Origin of the sequence: Clostridium ragsdalei P11 (assembly GCF_001675165.1) — a bacterium.
Classification (GTDB): domain Bacteria; phylum Bacillota; class Clostridia; order Clostridiales; family Clostridiaceae; genus Clostridium_B; species Clostridium_B ragsdalei.
On record NZ_LROS01000032.1, the window covers coordinates 1 to 22,289 of the forward strand.

General features: G+C 30.0%; 19 protein-coding genes and 2 pseudogenes. 3 read left to right on the forward strand and 18 right to left on the reverse strand.

All coding sequences use genetic code 11. The features are described 5' to 3' along the window. Positions 1 to 823 precede the first annotated feature (823 nt). From CLRAG_RS13220 to dapA, 5 genes and pseudogenes are all read right to left on the reverse strand, one after another. Entirely contained in the window at positions 824 to 1,069 is a 246-nt protein-coding gene (locus tag CLRAG_RS13220) for a hypothetical protein (RefSeq protein ID WP_065078881.1), read from the reverse strand. Positions 1,070 to 1,231: 162 nt separating this feature from the next. After that, positions 1,232 to 2,254: pseudogene (locus CLRAG_RS13225) on the reverse strand (RNA-guided endonuclease InsQ/TnpB family protein); the annotation flags it as partial. Then, positions 2,233 to 2,368: pseudogene (locus CLRAG_RS21420) on the reverse strand (recombinase family protein); the annotation flags it as partial. The pseudogenes CLRAG_RS21420 and CLRAG_RS13225, both read right to left, overlap by 22 nt. A 260-nt stretch (positions 2,369 to 2,628) precedes the next feature. After that, a complete protein-coding gene (locus tag CLRAG_RS13230; protein ID WP_065078861.1) occupies positions 2,629 to 3,897 on the reverse strand; it encodes a dicarboxylate/amino acid:cation symporter in 1,269 nt (422 codons plus the stop codon). A gap of 33 nt (positions 3,898 to 3,930) precedes the next feature. Further along, entirely contained in the window at positions 3,931 to 4,812 is an 882-nt protein-coding gene (gene dapA, locus CLRAG_RS13235; protein ID WP_065078862.1) for a 4-hydroxy-tetrahydrodipicolinate synthase, read from the reverse strand. Between the two features lie 194 nt (positions 4,813 to 5,006). Here dapA and CLRAG_RS13240 point away from each other — a divergent pair, with 194 nt between their 5' ends. Next, positions 5,007 to 5,858 carry an AraC family transcriptional regulator gene (locus tag CLRAG_RS13240; RefSeq protein WP_065078863.1) on the forward strand — a complete coding sequence of 284 codons (852 nt, stop codon included), beginning with the start codon at positions 5,007 to 5,009 and terminating at the stop codon, positions 5,856 to 5,858. 253 nt (positions 5,859 to 6,111) lie between these two features. Here the strand turns inward: CLRAG_RS13240 and CLRAG_RS13245 are convergent, their stop codons facing one another. The 11 genes from CLRAG_RS13245 to CLRAG_RS13295 all read right to left on the reverse strand — a co-directional run bounded on the left by CLRAG_RS13245 (position 6,112) and on the right by CLRAG_RS13295 (position 17,003). Beyond that, positions 6,112 to 6,762: an HAD-IA family hydrolase gene (locus CLRAG_RS13245; RefSeq protein ID WP_065078864.1), complete on the reverse strand. Its 651-nt coding sequence runs from the start codon at positions 6,760 to 6,762 to the stop codon at positions 6,112 to 6,114. Positions 6,763 to 6,794: 32 nt separating this feature from the next. Next, complete coding sequence (locus CLRAG_RS13250) at positions 6,795 to 8,066, reverse strand: WS/DGAT domain-containing protein (RefSeq protein ID WP_065078865.1); 1,272 nt, start codon at positions 8,064 to 8,066, stop codon at positions 6,795 to 6,797. A 91-nt stretch (positions 8,067 to 8,157) separates the two neighbouring features. Then, positions 8,158 to 8,529 carry a DUF6262 family protein gene (locus CLRAG_RS13255; RefSeq protein ID WP_065078866.1) on the reverse strand — a complete coding sequence of 124 codons (372 nt, stop codon included), beginning with the start codon at positions 8,527 to 8,529 and terminating at the stop codon, positions 8,158 to 8,160. A gap of 1 nt (position 8,530) precedes the next feature. Beyond that, the gene (locus tag CLRAG_RS13260) at positions 8,531 to 10,492 is read right to left on the reverse strand and encodes a tyrosine-type recombinase/integrase (RefSeq protein ID WP_065078867.1); all 1,962 of its coding nucleotides are present in this window, start codon (positions 10,490 to 10,492) and stop codon (positions 8,531 to 8,533) included. After that, entirely contained in the window at positions 10,489 to 11,619 is a 1,131-nt protein-coding gene (locus tag CLRAG_RS13265; protein ID WP_065078868.1) for a tyrosine-type recombinase/integrase, read from the reverse strand. Before CLRAG_RS13265 ends, CLRAG_RS13260 begins: the two co-directional genes overlap by 4 nt. A gap of 258 nt (positions 11,620 to 11,877) precedes the next feature. Beyond that, positions 11,878 to 12,183, reverse strand: a complete 306-nt coding sequence (locus tag CLRAG_RS13270) for a LiaI-LiaF-like domain-containing protein (protein WP_023162645.1) — start codon at positions 12,181 to 12,183, stop codon at positions 11,878 to 11,880. Continuing rightward, positions 12,176 to 12,700, reverse strand: a complete 525-nt coding sequence (locus CLRAG_RS13275) for a hypothetical protein (protein WP_065078869.1) — start codon at positions 12,698 to 12,700, stop codon at positions 12,176 to 12,178. The genes CLRAG_RS13270 and CLRAG_RS13275 overlap by 8 nt, the downstream gene beginning before the upstream one ends. Beyond that, complete coding sequence (locus CLRAG_RS13280; protein ID WP_154104989.1) at positions 12,681 to 13,130, reverse strand: hypothetical protein; 450 nt, start codon at positions 13,128 to 13,130, stop codon at positions 12,681 to 12,683. Before CLRAG_RS13280 ends, CLRAG_RS13275 begins: the two co-directional genes overlap by 20 nt. Beyond that, positions 13,127 to 13,639 carry an RNA polymerase sigma factor gene (locus CLRAG_RS13285; RefSeq protein ID WP_207644818.1) on the reverse strand — a complete coding sequence of 171 codons (513 nt, stop codon included), beginning with the start codon at positions 13,637 to 13,639 and terminating at the stop codon, positions 13,127 to 13,129. The genes CLRAG_RS13280 and CLRAG_RS13285 overlap by 4 nt, the downstream gene beginning before the upstream one ends. A gap of 417 nt (positions 13,640 to 14,056) precedes the next feature. Beyond that, positions 14,057 to 15,205 carry a methyl-accepting chemotaxis protein gene (locus CLRAG_RS13290; RefSeq protein ID WP_065078872.1) on the reverse strand — a complete coding sequence of 383 codons (1,149 nt, stop codon included), beginning with the start codon at positions 15,203 to 15,205 and terminating at the stop codon, positions 14,057 to 14,059. A 370-nt stretch (positions 15,206 to 15,575) separates the two neighbouring features. Continuing rightward, complete coding sequence (locus tag CLRAG_RS13295) at positions 15,576 to 17,003, reverse strand: amino acid permease (RefSeq protein WP_065078873.1); 1,428 nt, start codon at positions 17,001 to 17,003, stop codon at positions 15,576 to 15,578. 259 nt (positions 17,004 to 17,262) lie between these two features. On the opposite strand from CLRAG_RS13295, the gene CLRAG_RS13300 reads away from it, so the two are divergent. Continuing rightward, positions 17,263 to 18,672, forward strand: coding sequence for an aspartate ammonia-lyase (locus tag CLRAG_RS13300; protein WP_065078874.1), 1,410 nt, complete (start codon positions 17,263 to 17,265; stop codon positions 18,670 to 18,672). Between the two features lie 105 nt (positions 18,673 to 18,777). Continuing rightward, positions 18,778 to 20,007, forward strand: coding sequence for an NAD(P)-dependent malic enzyme (locus CLRAG_RS13305; protein WP_065078875.1), 1,230 nt, complete (start codon positions 18,778 to 18,780; stop codon positions 20,005 to 20,007). 51 nt (positions 20,008 to 20,058) lie between these two features. Here the strand turns inward: CLRAG_RS13305 and CLRAG_RS13310 are convergent, their stop codons facing one another. Continuing rightward, on the reverse strand, positions 20,059 to 20,487 hold the full coding sequence (locus CLRAG_RS13310; protein ID WP_065078876.1) for an Lrp/AsnC family transcriptional regulator: 429 nt from the start codon (positions 20,485 to 20,487) through the stop codon (positions 20,059 to 20,061). 555 nt (positions 20,488 to 21,042) lie between these two features. Beyond that, a complete protein-coding gene (locus CLRAG_RS13315; RefSeq protein WP_065078877.1) occupies positions 21,043 to 22,041 on the reverse strand; it encodes a sodium:calcium antiporter in 999 nt (332 codons plus the stop codon). Positions 22,042 to 22,289: the final 248 nt, after the last annotated feature.

Here is a 22,289-nt window from a genome sequence, read left to right on the forward strand (position 1 = left end):
ATGGGAATTAGTATCAGATATTAAAATTCTTTTTGACGAACTTAATTCTAATTTTGCTAAGATTCATTCATTAGCTTATGCTAGAAGTTTCCTAGTATAAGTTAAATTATCACTTAGAAACCCTATATAGGGTTTCTAAGTAGAAAGTTTACTTATACCGGACATATACTAACAAAAATCATCACACTAAAAACTTTTTATAAGTCTAAAATTCAGTATTTTGAAAATTTAAAGAAGCTTATATAAACTCGTACCTCAGACATATATAAGCTTCTAAGACTTTCTAAAATACTTCACTAAGACTTATAAAAAAAGTTTTTAAGTGTGATTTCACTTTTGTTAGTATATTTCATGTATAAGTTAAAATTTCAATTAGAATCACTATATAGATTTTCTAAGTTTAAAGCCCTCTAGATAGTTAACTCTAGAATTAACCTTGTCCAAATTGTCAGTTTAATTTAAATGCTAAAATTATAAATTCAACCAAGATTTATAATTAGCAATTTTCAACACTTATAGATTTATTTTTAAACTTTACAATCTGCGTAGGTATTCTAACTTAAAAATCAACTTATATGCAGGCATATTTTTAAGTTAAGAATTGATAATTAAGAATGAATAGTGAAGGTCAATTTTTCTCCTCTACGCTACGAAAAATTTTAAATTTGAGTCTTTGCGTAAGTGATACCATATTTTAGATTTTCTGAAGTGCTAACGGAAGAAAATCATCCATAACTATTAATTCTTAACTCTTAATTTTTAATTACTAAAAACATTCGGAGTATAAGTTGATTTTTGTCTTATAATACCTATGATGCTTTAATTAAAGTCCTTCCATTATTTGTCTTGCTATATAATCCCCATCTATTTGATCATCCACTTGAATATTTATAACTTGGCTTTTGCCTGAAGCCTCCCCTGTCATATATAATATTTCTCCTGAATTATCATCTATTTTTTTAACTACTACAGCTTTATCGCCTTTTAATACTTTCAGCTTTTTACCACCTTCTACTGGTAACCAAAAGCTTTGAGTAAATTGAATTTCGTGTCCAATTTTATACTTCATAAAATACCATTGCCAAAACATTATAGAACTCTATAAAGCTTGTTTAATTCCCTGTTCGGCCTATCCCATTTTACTATAGAGCTACTTTGGTTTGATATAATAGTCCGAGGGCTTAAATTCCCATACAACGCATGGTACATATTAGTAGTATCTTTTAAGTGATTAGCCTACTAATTCATATCTTGATAGATTGATACTTGCATTATAATCTCTATCTATAACACAACCACATTCCTCACATATATATGTCCTTTCAGATAGTGAAAGCTTTGACTTTATATGTCCACACTCACTACAAGTTTTTGATGAAGGATACCATTTGTCTGCTTCTACAAATTCAATACCATTAAACTCACATTTATATTGCATTTGTCTTTTAAACTCATACAAACATTGTTTTGCTATTGCTTTTGCTAAATATCGGTTCTTCATCATTCCTTTAATATTAAGTGTTTCCATAACAACTCTCGATGGCTTGGTTTTCACTATCTTATTTGTTGCTTGGTGAATATGATTACTTCTTATATTTGCTAATTTTCTATGAAGTAATTTAATCTGCTTTTCGATTTTTATAATATTACCTGTTTTGACAAACTTACTCCCTTCTTTATTTTTTAGGTATTTGCGAGATACCCTACGTTGTAATCTACGTAGCCTTTTTTCAAGTTGCTTTACAACTTTTGTCTTATTGATATTTTTAAAAGTCATTCCGTTAGAACATATAGCTAAATCCTTTACCCCAACATCAATACCAATACTTTCATTTGTTAATTCTACTATTGGATTTTCTTTTTCTATACCTACTGATATGAACCAATACTTTCCATCAAAACTTATTCTCGGATTAGTATATTTACAGTTCATAGGCATTGTATTTTTCTTTATATCTATCCAACCAACCTTTTCAATTAACACCGAATTTTCTTTAACTTTAAGCTTTGATGTATCATTATAAAAAGATGGCTTAGATTTTTTTCTACTCTTAAACCTTGGCTTATCAGCTAACTTTTTGAAAAACTTCTTATAAACATCGCAACCATCTTTAACAGCTTGTTTAGCCACATTGTTAGATACTTCATTTAGCCAACTTAGACTATCTTGTTTGAGTATTGTTATTTCTTTTCTCAAATCATTATCTGATATAAATTTCCCACCATTTTTATAATTATCTTCTTGCCTTTCAAGGTCATCTTTTTGTTTGTGGGAACTAACTCTACAATATCCAATTACTTTTTTAGTTTCAATACCTTTTATACCTAAAAAATGATTAAGTTGCTCTTGTGAATAATATCTATACCCCACTTTATCTAATTAAGAGTTAATAGTTAAGAATTAATAATTAGAGTTTAAAGTCCAAATAACAAAGAACAGATAAAGATGATTTCCCTCGTACATTAGGAAATCTATAATTTTAATATTTTCTGACGTTAGGAAGAAAATTATCCTTATTTGATATTTAAACTTTGAACTTTGTTCTTTACTAAGGTTGCGACGCAATATTCCTATCTTAAGTCAAAATTTCTTATGTGCAAAAGTTAAGTTATACAATCTTACAAGTCTTACTTATCTTCCATTATGCCATACTTTTTTTGAAATGTTAACTTCCCCTCTACAAGCCTGGATATTACCATACTAGCTACTGTGTTTCCTGTAGAATTAAGCACAGTAGCTGGTGCATCTATTATTACGCTTATAACTGCAATTATAGGAAGCAGCTCCGTTGGAAGTCCGTACACACTTAATATAAGCATCTCACCAATCATACCTCCACTAGGTATAGCTGCCATTACAGCTCCAACTAAAAAGGATACAAAAATTATGGAAAGTATAGCTGAAGGACTAGTCATATTTCTTCCAAATAGTCCAAACAAGAAAGTAATTTTCATAACACCACCAATTACAGAACCATCTTTATGAATATTTGCCCCTAATGGAATTACAGTTTCAACTATATCCTCTGGTACTCCCATCTTTTTTGTACATTCTAAATTAACAGGAATACTTGCTGCACTTGAGCAAGTTGCCAGTGCTGTTATTGTTGGAGCTACAGCGTTTTTCCAGAATGTTCTAATTCCAATCTTGCCACCAGCTAAAAATGCATAGAAAGTAAAGAACCCAAAATAGTAAATAACTGATATAACTATATATAGAAGAAATACTCTTAAATATCCCTGAAGTATTTGTGGTCCAAGAGATCCTATTACTGCAGCGAAATAACATCCAAGGCCTATTGGAGCATAGTACATTATTATTTTAACCATTTTCATCATTACATTAGATGCCGCCTCTAAAAATTTTGCAACAGGTTCAGCCTTTTCCCCAAGAGCTGAAGTCGAAATACCAAAAAGCACTGAAAATACAATGAGCTGCAGCATATTACTTTTAGAAAACAAGGAAACAAAATCTGAAACAGTAAGAGTATTTACAATCTGCTGTAAAAGCCCTACTTGCTTCACTTTATCAGCAGCACCTCCTCCAGCTGTTACAATCTTTTTAAGGGCTGAATAATCTATACCTCTTGCAGGATTTACTATTAAAGCACCTATAAAACCAATTACAGACGCTGCAAGCGCAGTACATATAAATACTACAAAGGTACTTGCCATAATTTTACCTAATCTTTTCATACCTTTCATGTTTGCTATAGCAGAAGTAACGCTAAAAAATACCAAAGGTATTATCACCATAAACATTAAATTTAAAAATAAGTCTCCAAAAGGCTTTAATACTAGTGCCTTAGATCCTAACAATACACCTACAATTGCACCTAAAATTATTGAGCCTAATAATATAATGGAAAACTTGTAGTTTTTAAAAAAATTCTTCATTTTCTATCACTCCTTTCTACAAACTATTAATTTCTATCCTAAAAGTCCGTAATTTTTTAATTCATTTTTTAATATTTTTAAGTTTTCATCCGTCATAGTAGTAAGCGGAAGTCTCAAGTTTCCAACATTTTTGCCTAAAATATTCATAGCAGTTTTTACTGGAATAGGATTCGTCTCTATAAACATTGCCTTTATAAGTGAATATAAATCCAACTGTAATTTAAGTGCAGCCTTTATATCACCTTTAAAGAATAATTTGCACATTTTTTCCATATCACAGGGTACTATATTTGCCATTACAGATATTACCCCACATCCCCCTAAAGACAATATTGGAATTACTTGGTCATCATTTCCAGAATATATATCAATTCTGTCACCACAAAGTGCTTTCATTTCAGCAATTTGACTTATGTTGCCACTGGCTTCTTTTATTCCGCTTATGTTTTTAAATTCGCATAATTTTTTCAAAGTTTTTGGAAGTATATTTAATCCTGTTCTTCCTGGAACATTGTAAACTATTATAGGAGTTTTTACTCTATCGTTTATTACTTTAAAATGTTCTATAATTCCTTTTTGTGTAGTTTTATTGTAATAAGGAGTAATTACAAGGAGTCCATCTACCCCTACGCTTTCAGCCCATACGCTCATATCTACAGCCTGCGCAGTACAATTACTACCTGTACCAGCTATTACTGGTATTCTTCCATTTACCGTATCTACAGTAAACTTTATAGTATCTTTCTTTTCTTTTTCCGTCATTGTAGTGGCTTCACCTGAAGTTCCACAAACAACTATGGCTTTTGTACCTGATTTTATATGCCATTCTAAAAGTTCCTTTAATTTATCAAAGTTTACAGTGCCATCTTTAAATGGAGTTACAATTGCAACTGCAGAACCAGTAAATAAACTCATAAAAACACCTCATTTTTTCATTTAATCTTTAAGCATCTTCAAATAAATAACTGGTCAATATGATAGCCTATTTTCTTTTAAATGCCTTATACTTATTATATACTGATTTTTTACTTGTTTTATTGCGAAAAGTGCTTGAAATATTGCGAAAAATGCTTTAGCATATAAATATAATATAGTTGAGGTATGATTGAATGATTGAAAATACAACTCAAAAAGTAAAGAGAGGTTATTTGAAAAGTGACTTTGAAATATTTCACTTAAAAGATAAAAGAGATATTAAATTTCAATTTCACTATCATAATTTTAATAAAATAGTAATATTTATATCAGGCAATGTAACCTATTTAATAGAGGGTAAATCCTACAAATTAAAGCCCTGGGATATACTTCTTGTAAACAGCAATGATATACACAAAGCTATAATAGACTCAAACGAAACCTACGAACGTATAATTATGTGGCTAAATTCAGACTTTTTAGTAAGATATAATCATAACTGTAATTTATTAAGCTGCTTTGAGCTGGCATCAAAACAAAGATTTAATTTATTGAGACTTGAAGGTGCATGGCTTGCAGATGTAAAAAAAATACTTTTTCAAATTGAAGATACCTTTAAAAACAAAGAATTAGGTTACAGCGTACTGAGGATTTCCTATTTTCTACAGTTTATAGTCTATATAAATAGATTGTTTTTGAAACAAAAAAATATTTCAGAATCCAATGACATAAAATATGATAAGAGCATGGATAATATTCTAGATTATATAAATAAGAATTTAAGCAAAAATCTTTCTGTAGATGCTCTATCCTCTAAATTTTATGTAAGCAAGTACTATTTAATGCACAAATTTAAAGAACAAACCGGGTATACACTTCACAATTATATACTTCAGAAAAGATTGATTATGGCCAATTTGTTGATATCAAATGGTGAAAATGCATCAGATGCCTGCGTAAAATCTGGTTTTGGAGATTACTCCAACTTTGTGCGAGCCTTTAAAAAGATGTTTGGACTTTCTCCTAAAAAATACTACAAAAGCTAATCATTATAGAGTTTCTAGTTTGAAAGTTAACTTATACAGATCATGTAATGACAAATTTCAACACTTATAGATTCATTTTTAAACTTTACAATTTGCATAGGTATTCTAACTTAAAAATCAACTTATACGTAGAAACATTTTACAATAAGCAAGTACATTTAAATTTTTTGCTTAGACTTATCAAAATATTTAATCGTACTTGTGGTTGTAAAATATTCGGAGTATAAATTGATTTTTTGCTTAGAATCTCTCTTTATTGCTGTGTAATTTTATTCAATATATCCATTACATTATCTACTATATAAGTTGGCTCTTCTTCTTTTAATTCTTCTAGAGATCCATATCCATAGGTTACTCCTATAGAATCCATATTGTTTTGTCTTGCCCCTACCATGTCATATTTCCTGTCTCCTATCATTACAGCTTCATCAGGATCAATCTTATACTTTTCTACTACATGCTTTATTACTTCTCCTTTTGTACATCTTGTCCCATTCATATTGCTGCCAACAATGGCATCAAAGTAAGGGGTTAGATTAAAGTTATTTAATATTATATTTGAAAATTTAGTAGGCTTTGATGTCGCTATAATTAATTTTAATTTCAGCTCTTTCAATTGTTTTAGTAAATCCTCAATATGGTCATACACTTTGTTTTCCATTATTCCTTTTTTCTCAAAATATTCTCTGTAATACTGCACTGCTTCAAGAGACTTATTTTCATCAAAACCATAATATTCACTAAATGAATATTTTAATGGTGGTCCTATAAATTTTTCAAGCAAATCAAGACTTTCCACTATAATACCAAATTTCTTCAATGCATACTGTACTGATTTAGTTATTCCTTCCTTAGACTCTGTAATTGTTCCATCCAAATCAAATAATATATATTTATATTTCATTTTATACTCCCCCAAATTCTATATAAATTAAATTATATCAGTTTAGGGAGTTCATCATCAAGGGTTTGCAAAAAACTCTGGATCTTCTGTCTATCTTTCTGTGTACCGCAAAAGTTCACACTAAAAGTGAATTCATCATCAAAGGTAGTAAGTGCAACTTGAAAATAAGGATTATATTTAATAGATCCATTCATATAAGCATCTTTAATTCTAGCTCCATAAAACGAGAGTTTCTTTTTATCTATAATTCCAATATTGGTTATAGCTATAGGAGGATTGTGGAATAACTTGGATACAAATAATTTTGCAAATTTATACGGTAATAGAGAAAATATAATTTCAAGCATCATTGGACCATTAAGACATGAAAAACTTTTCTTTTCATGTTCCATGGACTTTTTCACCTTCAAAAGAGTTTCTTTATAATTTTCACCTATATCTTTTCCTATATCACATACCATATTTGATGTTAAGTTACATATCCCCTGTGCCTTCTTTTCTGGAATATACCTTCTAAGATCCACAGGACAAGGAAGTACTACATGGCTGCAATGTAACTCCTTGTGAAGAGCCCTTATATATGATGCAAGAACAATATCATTTATAGTTGTTTTACTTTCCTTAGCATATTTTTTTATAAACTTAACTCTATCCTTGGTAATCTTATGAATAACAACAAAAGGGCTATTATTATCTCCTTCCAAAGGGAAATAAACATCTCCATTATATTTAGACACCTGTGATGAAGAAAAAAATATTTTAACCTTATCCAAATTACCAAAGTTATCTAGCACCTGTTTTGCACTTCTAGAACTCATCTGAAAATTAGGGGTATAGCCCGGGTTATCTTTTAGGTTGGAATATATAGAGCTTAACATATAAAGATAGTCCTTAAAGCCTGCAGCATCACAAAGCATATGATTAATTATTATACAAAGACAATCACAAGTACTGCTTCTTATAATATTTATCTTAAGCTGGGGGCCTTTAAATGTATCTGTCTTTAACACAATACATCTTTCTACCTCCTCATGTACCTTTCCAGTTTCAATTATTCTTACAATATCATCTGTTGTAAATTTACAACCTTGCCAATAAGGTGAGGATTTCTTTTCTACAAACTTACAGGTTATTAATGGAAACTCCCAAGTTGACATATACACTGCTTTTTTTAAATAATTCTCATCAATATGGCTATCCAATTCAATTACACAATGAAGTTGATGGTCATTGAACTTTTGAAACATAAATTGCATTATATCAAAAGTTTCAGCTTTATACCTTTTAGCATCAGTCATTAACATATCTCTCACTCCTATTAATATCTCGTGTAGCATATGCTAAACATATTGATTTTTATAGCTTTACACATAGACTACATATAAACAATGTACTTTATATTTTTTCATATAATTTACCTCTGAGAATTTCTAATTGTTCTTTTAACTTCTTGTTTTCTTCTTGTAATTCATTAATCTTTTTACCTTTAGCCATTATAATAATGTCTTTTGATTTATCAGTTTTATCATATTTAAGTTTTTGTTTTATAACTTTTTCTGTTTGTTTATCTCTAAGTTCCTCAATTCTTTGCTTAATTTCAGCATTATTATAAAGAAAAGTTTTAGATACACCACTTAGATTGCAAACACTATTGAAATTAATTTTTTCACCTTTCAAGGAAAGCTCTCGAATAGATTTGTCTACTTTTTCTAAAGTAGCTTCTGTTTTGTGTTTTGCATATTCTTTTAATCCTTTTGTACTTCCCATTCTAAGCTTCCTCCCTTGATTTACCGTTTTTATGAACGATTTTCTGTTCCTTAACTCTTAATAAAGTATCTTTTAACAGTTTTAAATATGTTTTATTTTTCTCAGCCCATAATTCTCTACCACATCTTTCACTAACCTCTATCTGCTTCTTAACATGGTCTATTTCTTCTTCATATTCTGGTATATTTTCAACAGTGGTGCAGAAACTTGCACAGGTTAAACAATGATTCATTTGTTGCTTACAAGGTAATTTAGAAGGTTTAAAGCATACACCAAAAGGTACTCTAACTGCATCCAGATTCTTCTTAACATACTCATATCTTATTAGGTTTTCTCCATCATCAGAGTTTAAATCTACTTGTTCAAGTTTGTTGGTTTCAGTATTAACTCTAAATAAGTCTAAGTCCTCAGTATTCTTCCATTTCTCGTAGAGTATATTTTCTGTTACAGTAGCATAATGAACTGTCATTTGGAGACTCTGATGACCTAAAATTTGTTGTATGATACTAATCCCCATACCTTGTTCTACATATTCCTTAGCTCTTGTATGCCTTAAAGAATGAAGTCTAAAATAATATAACTCACCATTAACATCCCTAATATCCTTTTGCTCAATAAGCCTTTTTATAGCGTTTAGTAAAGATGTCTTATTTAATGGCTTTCCTTTTAATTTACCTTCATAGGTATTAAACAAATATTTCTTAGGATTATTTTCTTCTGTACTAAGTTCTTTAGATTTATTAATAGATTTTTGAACCATTTCAGCAACCTTATCCCTAATTGGAATTTTAAGTTGTGCTATACCTGTTTTAGTTATTTCACCACAAAGATAATAATTGTATTTGTCTTCTTTACTATTCCAAATCTGTTCTAAACAATTATCATATCTAAGATTTAGTATATCCGTACCTCGCCACCCAGTTTCTCTAAGAAGAATATAGATAGGTATATACTGTGGTCTATCTAATTCCATAATATTGTTATCTAATTGCTTTAATATAGGCTCTGGAATAAATTTAACTCTTCTCATTTCGTCTCGTACAAATTCTCTTCTCGGAATATCATCTTGAAATATTAAAAATGACACTTCTTTTTTAGGTGCTTTATCATATTGAGCTATTTGAATATATTCTAAAAATGTTCTTATAAAACTTACATACTTTGAATTTTCTGTTCTATTTTTACCTTTTCTGTCATTGCCTATATAGTATAAATACTTTTCTATGTCATTTCTATTTAAATTTTCAATAAACCCATCACTATAACTATTAGAATAAAAATAGTTAAAAAAGTAATTTAAATATTTTAAAGTATTATTACATGATGACCAATTCTTTTTAGTTATAATAGTTTTAAAATACCTTTTAACTTCATCACGATAGTATTGTGGTATAGCTGTGAAGTTAATAGATAGATACGTTCCATGGCTTGCTCCACTTGCAGGAATTTTAGCACCTTTAATATTCTTTGAATACCATATATCTTTTTCGGTTTCTTCTCTATTATCGTAAAAATCTTTAACAAAGTCTAAAACACAATCAAAAAAGTTATAGTATCTTGTATTAGACTTTCCACCATTTATACCGTTAGTTCTTAAAAAAACTTTCCACTTTATCTTAGACTTCTCTAAGTCAAATTCTAAAAAGGACTTGTATTTATCCGTAAATAATGCTAACTTTTGAATACTCGGATTTAAAGGTGCTATTGTAGATTTCTTTATATATTTATTTTTTAAGTTATATACAATATAAAACTTAACTTCGTTCTTTAATTGCTCATAGTTAAAGTTACTAAAGTCTAAATACTTAAAAATATAGCTATGCTTTTTTCCTATAAAAAATTCTTTAGTTAAATCCCATTTATCATTATCTAACCAATAACTATTATCTTGTTTCAAATATTTAATTATTTCTTCATACTTATTTAATTGGCCAGTTCTAATTTTTTGTAAATTGTTATTCATTGATCTTCTCCCCCATTATATATATCCAAATCTAAATTAGGTTTAGTCTTTTCAAATGCTTTCGTTATATCTTCTTTTGAGGGATGAATATATGTATTTAAAGTAGTATAAATATTCTTATGGCCAGCCCTAATTCTAAGCAGCTCTGGTTGCCATCCTGCCATTCTGAGTGTAGTTAATGAACTATGTCTAAACATATGTGGTGTAACATATATTCTTGTTTTCTTTTTAAGGGTTCTAAACAAGTTATCTATATTTACATAGTCCATAGCTTTGTTTTTGTTTTTTCCACTAATTTTTATAAAGATATGATTGGTTTCAACTTCTTCAGTATGATATTCAGCTATATATTCCATAAACATATCGGCCAAATTCTGAGATATATCTATTCTACGAGGACTTGAAACTGTCTTAATCTCTGCATTATTTTCAAGTTGGCCACGATCTTTGAGATCAATTACCATATCACTTATATCAATATCTTCAATCCATAATGATAAGGCTTCGCCTATTCGTAATCCTGTCTCATATAAGAGTGATAATAAAAATTTATCTCTAAAGTTATTGCAAGCATTTATAAGTATAGTTATTTCTTCTTTAGTTAAAGTTTTAGGTTTAGATTTTGGAACTTTAAGTTTTAATATATTACTTGTAACTTTCTTTTGTTTATAGTCTATGCCAAATAAAAATCCTTTGAAGTTTCTACTTGGAGTAGAAACAAATTTTTTAAGTCTATCTGAAATATTATTGCTATACTCTTCATACCTTAAAACATAGTCATAAAACATCAAAACAGTATTTACTACAATATTTATGGTTCTTGGACTCCTTGCTGAATCAACCTTATTAGTTGGTATTACTTTTAAACTCTTATAAGGATTTTGCAACCAATTCACAAACAACGCCAAATCATCTATAGTAACAGCTTGAAAATCCAATTTTCTTTGCTCTAAATATTCAAAGTATAATTTTAAATGCTGGCAATACATCCTTAACGTATTTCTTGCATAATTAGTATTATCCTTAAACCTTATAAATTTCAATATTGACTCTATAGGTAATCCATTATCATCTGCAACAAAGTATCTCTCTTTATTATCTTCTGTCTTTACCTTCACTACTTCCATACTGTTATATATCCTCCTATGATTTACTTATTTCAATCATAGTTTCTACTATACTCACTTTAATTATTCTAACTATTTTTATAGTAATTTAAGTTATATTCTTATATAAAAGTAGTACATGAAATACTATAAACACTATTTAATTATCTACACTATATTTCTATTAAAATATACGCAAAAATTTCAGGTTTAATGTTAAACATCAAACTTGTTTCTGTCAATTACTATTTAAAATTAATTTAATAGGATCTTCCCTATTTAAAAAATGATTTTGCATTGGGGAAAATGAAGAATTATAAACTGGGCACCTGCCATACCCATTGAAAAAACAGATAATAATATTACTAAAATAATGGCACCTGCATCATATTTCATCTTTTCTTCATTATTTATTATATAACCTGCAATAATTTCAATACCTAAAAGTACTAGAATAATAGGCCACAATGACACTATTAGATAATAATTTATATTTGGAAGCATCCTATTTAGCAAAAACATTGTTCCAAACATAACGAGCACTATACCTGCCGTAAGGGTGCCAACTCTACGACCTTTAAACATCTTCATCCATCTCCCTCTTTTTACCTTTGATCAGTTTTATACCTGCAACAATTATTGCAATACCTATGATTATTCTAGGTGCAGTTCTCGTTACATCAGACAGCATCTCATATATCTCATTTGGAATATGACCCCATAAAGTATTCATTACGTTATTCCATATTAAATATAATCCAAGGAATAAACATACTATACCTACAAATAACCTCTGCTTTGTAAATACTTTTTGATCAACTTTCAATAGCTTATCAAGTGAAAATAAATAATTATCTTCTAGATTTAAAAATTCTTCATCTGAAGAATACTGTTTGTTTATACAATCAAAAAAGGAATAAAACCAAATAAGAGGTAACACAAACAAGAGAGGACCTATGTTAAGCCAGCCAGCTATAAATATTACAAAAAAGAAAGCTGACATAAAAGATATTCCCATTTTCATAAATCCCATATACATATGTCCTGCACCAGGTAAAAGTGAAAAAATAAATGTTGAAATCTTACCTTTTTTCATTCTCATTATTAAAACCCTCCATATTAATTATCTTCTGAGAGAAATTGCTTATATTTGTATTTATTGAGTTTACAATACTTAAATTTGGCGGTGCAATACCCGCTACTTTTTTTGCATTTACTATAAAGTTTAATGTGTTTGAAAAAACAATTACGAGTGCCATACAAGCTGCAATTGAAACCCTAACTGAGTAAAAAATGAATTCATTGCTTTTCCTTTTTTTTATTTTATTCTCTACCTCATCACAAAATCCAGAAGGAGCTTTTACAAGTTCAGTATCATCAAAACCATCAGCAAGATAGGCACTACACTTTTCACATTCAGAAACATGATCTAAAATCATGATACTCTCCTCACTATTTAAGGAACCATCCTTAAGGCATCTTATGGATTTTTCAGTTAAATGTCCATTTTCATCAAACAGAACTTCACTCACATAAACTCCTCCTTCCATAAAACCTTTAATAATTTTTTTGATCTATACAAATGCGTCTGCAGAGTTTTTAGTTTTTGCCCCGTAGATTCAGCCATATGGGAAAGTTTAATATCTTTACAAAAATAATTTATGGCTACAGTCCTGTAAGGCTCCTTTAATTTATTGCACAAGTCATGTATCTTCCGTGAAGTATCATTTTCTATTACAGTATCTTCTATACAACTTTTCTTGTCTTCCAGACATTCATATTCTTCATCAGTTAAACTATTTATTTTTCGTGCAGGACTTTTCATATAATCTTTACACTTGTTTACAGCAATTTTAGTAAGCCAGGCTTTAAAATTTTCTCCTTGAAATTTCTCATAATCTTTATAAGCAGCCAGAAAAGTTTGTTGTGCCAAATCCTCTGCATCAAAATAATTTTTTGTAAAAGATAAACATATAGTAATGATTAAACGTTCATATTGTTTTATATAATTTGCAAATTCATCTCTTTGAATAATCATCACCGCCCTTTTTATCCTTACACTTACTATAACGATTCAGAAACAAAAAACACTTCATTAAATTTAAAAATTTTTTAAATGTGCTTTCAATTTTGTCAGCATATTTCTATTTATAAGTTCAAATTTTATTTAGAGTAATCATATGAGGATAATTATCGGATAAATCTCTAACTTAAAAATCAACTTATACGCAAGCATATTTTTACAACAATGAAGCTCTTTTAAATATTTTGTATATAAGTCTTAGGAAAAAATTCTTAAAAAATCTAGAACTTTTGAATTGTTTGAGGTACGAGTTTTGAAAAGTTCTCAGTATTTTTTTAAATTTTTTTCTTAGCCTTATCAAAATATTTAAGGAGCTGAAGGTTGTAAAAAATATCCAGAGCATAAGTTGATTTTTCGTTTAGAAACTCTATAGGATTAAAGTTTAAGTGCAATTTCACTTAATTTTTCTGACATAGTAGTTATCTCTTCTATACTTGCTGTAATTTCTTCAGTCGCAGCAGCCTGTTCCTGACTTGAAGCTAGAGATCCCTTACTTTTCTTGCTAGATCCATCTACTTTTTCTTCAATATTATCCGTTAATTTCTTAATCTTAGGCACTGTACTCTTAGCTTGTTCAGAAAGTTTTCTTATTTGATTTGCCACTACACCAAAACCACTGCCAGCTTGTCCTGCTCTAGCAGCTTCAATAGCAGCATTTAGTCCTAACATCTTTGTTTCATTTGCAATATCCTCTATAAAAGAAGATATCTTATTTATTTCTTCTGATAATTCTGTTATCTGACTTATATCATTATTAAGTTCCTGTTCATTGGTATGTATTTGTGATGCTGATGCTGCCAATTCTTCAATAGCAGAAGATATCCCTGTTATACTTTCCGTAAGATTGCCTGACATATTACGTAACTCTGCTTCAGTCTCCTTTGGCATAGCTATAACAAAACTACCAACAACCTCATTTGAATCTTCATCAATTAGTGGATAACCTAACATCATAACAGGAGTACCATACTTTACAGCATCTATTTTTTCAACTTTGGCTTTTCCTGTGCTTATCACTTTTTTACTGATAAAATCTGATTCAAATTCATCTCTTATTTTTATAGAATTAATATCAAATTGTTTTGAAGATTGCACATATACAAATTTTTCAAGATCAGTTAAGCATAAAAAAACACCTTCTGAAAACATTTCAGCTAATATAGGTGCAAAATTTTCAAAAGCTTTTGCTACAGGATGTAATCTTGGAAAAGCCATAGAAAAAACACCAACAGCCTCATCATGTTCGTCCACTATAGGAATTGAAGTTATTGAAAGTCTCATTCCATAAGCGGAACGAGGAACTTTCTGAGACAATACTCTTTTTTCTCGAATTGCAGTAAGAGATGTACTATTACTATCAAATTTTTTACCAACATGAAATACATCTATACTAGATAAATCTGAAGATTGTACCCATTTCATGGTATCACCTTCTATAATCCCGTACACAACTCCACCAGATACTAAATTTGCTTGAACTTTAGCAAATTCTTTTACACTGTCTATTTGATTTACCTTGATCATATCCTCACTATTCCCTTCCATTCTATATTAAACATTTTAATTAAACTGTGGTACTATAAAATATAATTTACATTATTAGTACATAATAAATATTTTGTCATATTATTGTGAAATTAAATGAATTTTTTTATTATTAGTAACAAATTTTATCTACAATTTTACATAAAATTACATTATAAGTAAATAAATGTTACTCTTTATGGTACTTTTATGTAACTATTTTAATAAAAACTGGATTTAAGACTATATTATGTTATAATAAATTAAACAAAATATTTATTATGTCTTATTTTTAATTTAAAAATATTCATGGGGAATTAAGATTATAAAAAATAGAATAAAAGTTTTATTTGAAATTACTCACATGTAATTACTCTCCTTTTTTATCTTTCTTATGATCAGTAATTTCCTCAGAAAACTCTGTAAGTAAATCAACTATTTGCTTTTTTACACTTAACTTATTATTCTCATTTATAGCTTTCCTAGTTCTTTTATAGACTTCTACACCTAAATATATAAATAAGTATACAGCTATAATTATAATTCCAGCTATAAGACCTGAGGTTTGCCCTGAAATAAAGGGCATACTTGCAATAATAACAACAAGACTTATTAAACTAATCAATGAACCATAGGGATATCCTTTTCTCTTTAACTCTTGTAAGTTTTTTTTGCGAAAACGAATATGGGAAGCTACAATAATTGCATAGGTAAAGAGTAATGCAAAACCTCCTGAACTTACTAAAAACAAATAAACCTTTGGAAATAAAAGTCCAATTATAAGCCCTAAAAGCATGGAGAATCCTGAAAACATTATTCCTCTATAAGGCACATCCTTTTTATCCCTCAATAATGCAGGTGCATAACCTCCATCTGCAAGAGAGCGAACCATCCTTCCAAGTCCAAACATAGCTGCTAACATTGTAGAAAGTATAGCAGTAATCATTATTATGTTCATAACATTACCTGCCCAACCCATTCCCCAATTATTAAGGGCTGCTACCATAGGACTCACATTTTCACTAATGGCAGCTGTAGGAATTAAAAATATAATTACAGCTGCAGAAACTATATAAAGGCCAACAAGGCTTAAAACAGTATATCTAATGGCTTTCGGAATTACCTTTTTAGGATCTTCAGTCTCTGAAGCAGCTAAACCAATTATCTCAAAACCAGCATAGGCAAACATAATTGTAAGCATACTTCCTGCAATGCTTTTTATTCCCCCAGCAAAAAAAGGCTCTCTTCCTAATTGACCTAATTTAACTTGTGAGACTCCACCTATTAACCCTGTAATTAGAAGTATGCCAATAATAACAAAACATAGTATGGCAGCTATCTTAAAAGAAGCAAGAGCACTCTCTAGCTTGCTCAATTTACTTGCACCCAACAAGTTGAGCAATGTAATACAAATAATAATAATACTTCCTATTAAAGATATGGATACTTTAGGAAACCACCTGCGAATTAAAATCGATATTGCTGCTGCTTCACTGGACATAGCTAGAACCATTCCTGTCCAATAAACCCATCCCACCATAAATTCAGTTCCACGTCCAAAAGCTTTACCTGCATAGGTAGCAAAGGATCCTGGAGCTGGGCTAGATACAGTCATCTCAGAAAGTGCAGAAAGAATAAAATATACTAAAATTCCTCCCAGTATGTAAGCAATAATAATAGAAGGACCTGATGCATGAATAGCCACAGCAGAACCTAGGAAAAATGAACCACCAATTACAGTTCCTAAAGCCATCATTGTAAGCTGACCTGCTGAAAGTCCTTTATGATTACTTTTCATTAATATACCACCTCAAGCCTATATAATCTTAAGGATAGTATTTGTTAAATTTGAAAAAACATTCAATACTATTACCACCTTAATTTTTTAAGTTAACCCTATATTTTTCTAATTTTTATAAACTAAATATAGTGATTTATTTTCATTATTACGGAGTTTTCTTAATTTTGTTTACTGTTTTAAATTAACAGGTTATTATTAAATTAAAAGAAAAAGCATTTACAATTTATAAATTTAAAAATAAAGGTGGGGAATATTTATGGATTTTAGAATTGAAAGTGATTCCATCGGTTCAAAGGAAGTACCTACAGAGGCTTATTATGGAGTTCAAACATTGAGAGCAGCTGAAAATTTTAATATAACAGGATATAAATTAAATACAGAGCTTGTAAAAAGCCTTGTTCAAATAAAAAAGGCAGCAGCTATAGCTAATTATAAAGCAGGTCTTTTAAATGAAAACATTGAAAAAGCAATAATTGAGGCTAGTGATAAAATACTCGGAGGTAATTTGCAAGATCAATTCATACTAGACCCTATTCAAGGTGGAGCTGGTACCTCTGCAAACATGAATGCAAATGAAGTAATTGCAAATGAAGCTATCCAGCTTTTAGGTGGTAAAAAGGGAGACTACTCAATTGTACATCCTAATGATCACGTTAATATGGGACAATCTACAAATGATGTCTTCCCAACTGCAGGAAAAATAACTGCTTTAAAACTTCTTTTAAAAGCTATAGAACAACTAAAGAAATTAGATATGAAATTGGAAATAAAAGCAAAAGAATTCAATAATATTATAAAAATGGGAAGAACTCAGCTTCAAGATGCAGTTCCCATTAGATTAGGACAAGAATTTAAGGCTTATAGTTCCGTTATAAAACGAGACATTTCAAGACTTGAAGCCGCAAAAAAAGAATTAGAAGTATTAAATTTAGGTGGTACTGCAATAGGTACTGGAATAAACGCAGATAATAGATATATGAATACAGTCGTACCTATACTCAGTGATATTATTGGTGTACAATTAGAACAAGCTGATGATTTGATAGATGCCACACAAAATTTGGATGGTTTTGTGTCAGTATCTGGCGCCATAAAAACCTGTGCCGTTAACTTATCCAAAATGGCAAATGATTTAAGACTTATGTCATCAGGTCCAAGAACAGGTTTAGAAGAAATAAATCTTCCACCAAAACAAAACGGATCTTCCATAATGCCAGGAAAAGTTAATCCTGTAATTCCAGAAGTAATGACTCAAGTAGCCTTTAATATTATAGGAAATGATGTTACAATAACAATGGCTGCTGAAGCTGGTCAACTGGAATTAAATGCATTTGAACCAGTTATATTCTTTAACTTATTTGAATCCATAGAAACTCTTACTAACGGTGTAAAAACTTTTACAGAAAATTGTATTTCAGGTATAACAGCAAATACAAATAGATGTAAGAAGTTAGTGGATAATAGTGTTGGCATAGTTACTGCCATTACACCTTATGTTGGATATGAAAAGGCTGCCTCAATTGCAAAAAGTGCTATAAAAACAGGAAAGCCAGTAAAAGAGATCATACTTCAAAATGGTATTTTAAAAGAATCTGAATTAGATCGTATACTAGATCCTATAAGTATGACTGAACCTAGGGAATTAAAAAAATATGAATTTGCTTAATATAGGTTTAGAAAGCCTATAACGTAATATAATTTCCAGTAACCTGTTTTTCATTTATTATTTTGGTTGCTGGAAATATTTTTTATCACACAAGGAGGTTTACATATGAACAATTTAAAAGAAGAAGCATTAAAGTTTCATAAAGAACATGAAGGTAAAATAGAACTTAAAAGTAAAGTAGCTGTTAAAACAAGAGAGGATCTGGGTTTAGCATATACTCCAGGTGTTGCTGAACCATGTCTTGAAATCAACAAAAACTATAATGCCCTATACGATTATACTTCTAAGGGAAATTATGTAGCAGTAGTAACTAACGGCAGTGCAGTTTTGGGACTTGGAAATATAGGTGCTGCAGCTGGCTTGCCTGTAATGGAAGGTAAATCTATTCTATTTAAGACTTTTGCAGGAGTAGACGCTTTTCCTATTTGTGTTGACAGCAAAGATCCTGACAAGATTGTAGAAACAGTAAAATTAATAGAATCCACATTTGGAGGAATAAACCTAGAAGATATAAAAGCCCCTGAATGCTTTGAAATAGAAGATAAATTAAAAAAGGTCTGCAATATACCAGTTTTTCATGACGACCAACACGGAACAGCAGTAGTAACTTTAGCTGCTATGATAAACGCGCTTAAAATAGTAAACAAAAAATTTGAAGACTTAAAAGTAATAATAAATGGTGCAGGAGCTGCAGGTACAGCAATCGCAAAGCTGCTTGTAAGTAGAGGAGTTAAAAACATTATTGTATGCGATAGAAAAGGTGCTATATCAAAAGATAGAGAAAATTTAAGTGCTGCAAAAAAAGACCTGGCAGAAATTACAAATCCTAGCATGGTAAAAGGTGCGCTTAAAGATGTACTAAAAGAAGCTGATGTATTTATAGGTGTATCTGCTCCTGGAGTAATTACTCCTGAAATGATAAAAACAATGGATAAAGATCCCCTCATTTTTGCTATGGCCAATCCTAAACCTGAAATCTACCCTGATGAAGCAAAAGCTGCAGGTGCCAGAGTAGTTGGTACAGGAAGATCGGATTTTCCAAATCAAATAAATAATGTTCTTGCATTCCCTGGAATATTTAGAGGAGCACTTGATGTAAGAGCATCAAAAATAAACGAAGAAATGAAAATAGCTGCTGCATGTGCTATAGCAGATATAATAACTGAAAAAGAACTTAATGAAGATTATGTTATACCAGATGCTTTCGACTCAAGAATAGCACCAAAGGTAGCTTACTATGTAGCAAAAGCTGCCATAGAAAGTGGAGTTGCAAGAAGAACTGACATCACTCCTGAAATGGTAGAAGAACATACTAAAAAGCTTGTACAAGCATAATAAACACAAAAATTTAAAGTCTGGTTTTCTTCCAGACTTTAAAAATATTATCTATACAATTCCTTTATGTTCAATAATAGTAGAAAGAATAATAAGAGTTTGTGTATTACCATACTGCTGAATTTTACCTACTAATGTTTCTAACTCGGACGTCTCTTTGACTATTACTTTAACAGTCATGGAAAAACCTCCTGTAACATGATAACACTTAACTATACACTTACTTTTTCTTACAAAATCAATAAATTCTTTTCGTTTACCTGCTTTTAATGTAATATTTATAAGAGCTTCTATATTCATTCCCATCTTCTGGGGATTAATAACAGCCCTATATCCCATAATAACATCTGCTTCTTCAAGCTTTCTTATGCGTTCTGCAACTGCAGGAGGAGTTAGACAAACTATTTGCGACAATTTTTTTATTGAAATCCTACCATTTTTCTGCAGGCACTTTACAATTTGACAATCAATCATGTCCATTTTCTATTCCTCCATAATGTAAAAAATGAGACGAAAACAATTTTCTTCTGAATATCTCTTATAGGTAAATTTAATCAAAATGTAAACATTTATATGTAAATTTATTCCATTAAAATGCTACCATTTATCCAATTGTAGTACATTTTTATTATAGTTTAAATATACTATATGTCAATAAATTATCCTCAATAACTTTTAAAATAAACTTTTTCATCCTCCCAATTAATTTTTTTAATTTAATATTTAATTTACCAACTAAAAAAACAAAATAATCTATATTCAACTTTTGAAATAGCTCAACTTTCGCATATATAAAATTTTTTTAGTTAATAGTTAAGAATAAAGAATTAATAGTTAATGTGGATTTTTTTCCGTTACACTACAAAAAATCTTTAATTAAATTTTTGGATGTTCGTTTTGCTAAAGCAAAACATTACTAAGCACTGATTTATATAAATTTAAAGATTTTTTGCAATAGCTAAAAATCATCCTTCACTATTAATTTTTCATTATTAATTCTTAACTTGCGAAGCTTTGCTTCGCAATTTTTTTAAACTATGAAAGTTGAGTAAATAATATTCCAATTATGAAAACAACATACAGTAAAGCATTAAGAGATAGCCTCCAAGCTGATAAATGGCTTTTTCTTAAAGTTATCCATAAAAATAAAATTGCTATAAAAGTTATAAAAGCTGAAAGAGCCAGACTTTTATCAAACATCCATGGAGTAAAAATAATTCCAAGTGCACTTGGCACAGTAGCTTGAATCATCATAGATCCACTGATGTTTGCAAGTGCTAAATTTTCCTTTCCCTGTCTTACCCATATAACTGCATTTAGTGTCTCCGGGAGTTCTGTTGCCACAGGACTGAGTATCAATGCTATTATATGCGGTGGTACTCCAAGGAAGCTGCTTAGTGAGCCTAAATTGTGTACGAATATCTGAGAACCTGCAAAAATAAATACTAGAGATACTATGGTTTGACCTAAAATCATAATTTTTGTAGGATGTGTATTTTTAGGACTAATCTTTAAAGGTTCAAGTTTTTCTTCACTTTCTTCCTCATCTGCCTTTAATTCGCCATAAGAATAAAGTACATAAACGGCCAGAAATAAGAATCCCAACCAGTGCTTTATGGAAAAAGCTGCAAATCCCAATGCCACTTTAAATGCAAAAATACACATAAACCAAATTTGGTCTCTTCCTAACTTTCTTGCGTTAATTTTAATATGCTTTCCTATTTTTCTCTTACTACTAAACATAATTATGCTTATTCCAACCACTGCATAAGCAATGGTACTCAGTACAAGAGGGCCTCCCAAGGCTGAACCAACTCCGATGTCCTTTTGGCTTGAGTTTGCCCCAAATACTACTGCAATTAAAGTCACAATACTTTCAGGTAACGCAGTACCAAAGGCTGCAAGTACAGTTCCTACTGCATTTTTGGATATATTAAAGGCCTTGCCCACCCATTCAATACTATTAACAAAAAATTCGCAGCTAAAATAAATTAAAAGAGCTGACAAAACCATGATAATGCCAGATAAAATCATTTTAAACGCCTCCTCTTAAAGTAAAAAATAAAAAAAGACTCCTGGTGTATTAAATTAAATACACCAAAAGTCTCGTTACACATAATTGTGGATAATGCCAGGTTTTTTAAACCAATATGTTGACATTATCTTTCAAACTACTCCCTCTTGACAATATATCAATTTATCCGATGGCTACCAGCCGTAATCCCCCCATCGCGCACAGCAAAAGAGACTATCACCAAATTAAATATTTGGGATATCTGCTT